This is a genomic window from Endozoicomonas sp. SESOKO4, assembly GCF_024606275.1.
Genome location: NZ_JAHHPS010000226.1, coordinates 1 through 1,890, shown reverse-complemented (window position 1 = coordinate 1,890; position 1,890 = coordinate 1). Strand labels below are relative to the sequence as shown.

At 52.0% G+C, this 1,890-nt stretch carries 3 protein-coding genes; all 3 read left to right on the top strand.

Translation table 11 applies throughout. From position 1 onward, the window contains the following. Positions 1–624, top strand: a 624-nt coding sequence (locus KDK16_RS04285) for a 3,4-dihydroxy-2-butanone-4-phosphate synthase (RefSeq protein WP_257274824.1), incomplete at its 5' end; no start/stop codon positions are given. A gap of 58 nt (positions 625–682) precedes the next feature. Beyond that, positions 683–1,156 carry a 6,7-dimethyl-8-ribityllumazine synthase gene (gene ribE, locus KDK16_RS04280; protein WP_257274822.1) on the top strand — a complete coding sequence of 158 codons (474 nt, stop codon included), beginning with the start codon at positions 683–685 and terminating at the stop codon, positions 1,154–1,156. A 1-nt stretch (position 1,157) separates the two neighbouring features. Next, positions 1,158–1,640 (top strand): transcription antitermination factor NusB, encoded by a 483-nt coding sequence (gene nusB / locus KDK16_RS04275; RefSeq protein ID WP_257274820.1) that lies wholly within the window; start codon positions 1,158–1,160, stop codon positions 1,638–1,640. The last annotated feature ends 250 nt before the right edge of the window (positions 1,641–1,890 follow it).

The window sequence follows — 1,890 nt, the reverse complement described above, 5'->3', positions numbered from 1 at the left end:
ATTATTGAGATCATGAATGAAGACGGCACCATGGCTCGTCGTCCTGATCTGGAAGTGTTTGCCAAAGAGCATGATCTGAAAATCGGCACCATCGCCGATCTGATCAACTACCGAATCCTGAATGAGAAAACCGTCGAAAAGCTAGAGCGGCGCTCTCTGGATACCGATTTTGGCCAGTTTGATATGACGGCCTACAAGGATTCCATCAGCGGTGCGACGCACATTGCCCTGACCAAGGGCTATATTACACCGAACTCACCGGCGCTGGTGCGAGTTCATGCTATGGAACCTTTTCGTGATCTGCTGTCGGCACATCCTGAAAACGGTAAATCCAGCTGGCCACTGCACAAAGCAATGGCCAAGGTCGCCAGTGAGGGGCGTGGCGTGATTGTGTTGCTCGACTCCGAGTCGAGGCTTGATCTGGGCGGGGCCCTGGAAAAGTTCTCGGAAGGCAAGAGTAACAGCAACGGTATGTCCGGCGCGTATCTGACCATAGGCACTGGTTCACAGATTCTGCGTGATCTGGGAGTGGGTAAAATGCGCCTGCTCAGCTCACCGATTCGCTTCGCGGCCCTGTCCGGATTTGATCTGGAAATTGTTGAATATATTCCGTGTGAAGACTGATTGTCAGAGCACATTGTTGTAAGTGCAACAGACACAAAGATTTATTGAGGAAAACGCAATGTCACTGCAAACCATCGAAGGTACTCTGCAGGCAAATGGCGGCAAGTATGCGATCGTTGTTGGCCGCTGGAATGCCTTTGTTGTAGAAAGTCTGCTCAATGCCGCTGTGGACAGTTTGACCCGTCACGGTGTTGCGGAACAGGATATCACTATCGTCCGGTGCCCGGGCGCGTTCGAAATTCCACTGACGGTTAAGAAAGTTGCCAAAACCCAGCGCTTTGACGCCATTATTGCCCTGGGTGCTGTCATTCGTGGTGGCACACCACACTTTGAATTCGTTGCTAACGAATGTGTGAAAGGTCTGTCCCACGTGAATCTGGACGAAGAAATTCCGGTGAGCTTCGGAGTTCTGACCGTAGACACCATTGAACAGGCTATCGAGCGTTCCGGTACCAAAGCGGGTAACAAGGGTGAAGAGGCTGCCATGGCGGCTTTTGAAATGGTGTCCCTGCTCAAGAAACTGGAGGCCTGAGTTGTCTACTGAGAAGCAGGAAGCCGGGCAGAAATCTGCCCCGCGTCCAAAACCATCTGCCCGTCGTCGTGCACGTCAACTGGCGTTGCAGGCGTTATACCAGTGGCAGATGTCCCAGGCATCCATCACCCAGATTGAAATGCAGTTTCGTGCGGACAACGATTTCAGCAAGGTGGACGACGGCTATTTTCACATGTTGCTGACCGGGATTGCCCGCGAAGCCAGTCGACTGGATGACGCCATGTCGCCACTGCTGGATCGTCCCATTTCGCAGTTGGACCCGGTTGAAATGTCAGCTTTGCGCATTGGCTGCTATGAAATGATGAACCGCTCCGATGTTCCATACCGTGTGGTCATCAACGAGGCTATTGAGCTGGTTAAGCGTTTTGGTGCCCAGGATTCTCACCGTTACATAAACGGTATTCTGGACAAGCTGGCACCCCGTGTTCGTCCTGATGAAGTGCGCAACTTCCGTCGGAAGTAATCGGTTTTCGATCAGGAGATAATGCTATTGTCTTCTGGTCTGTTAACCCAGCTTGCAGCGCGTTAAACTCATGTTTTAGTTTGGCTGGAACCTTTCATGGCGCTTGGCGAATTTGATCTGATTCGCAGTTTCTTTGATCGTCCGGGTCTTCGATCATCTCTGAGTGATGTGGTAGGCATAGGCGACGATTGTGCACTTCTGTCTCTTCAGCCCGGTCAACAACTGGCCCAATCCCTGGACACGCTGGTTG

Excerpts from the sequence above, each read along its gene's own strand:
- ribE (WP_257274822.1), top strand. The coding sequence starts at position 683 with ATGTCACTGCAAACCATCGAAGGTACTCTGCAGGCAAATGGCGGCAAG.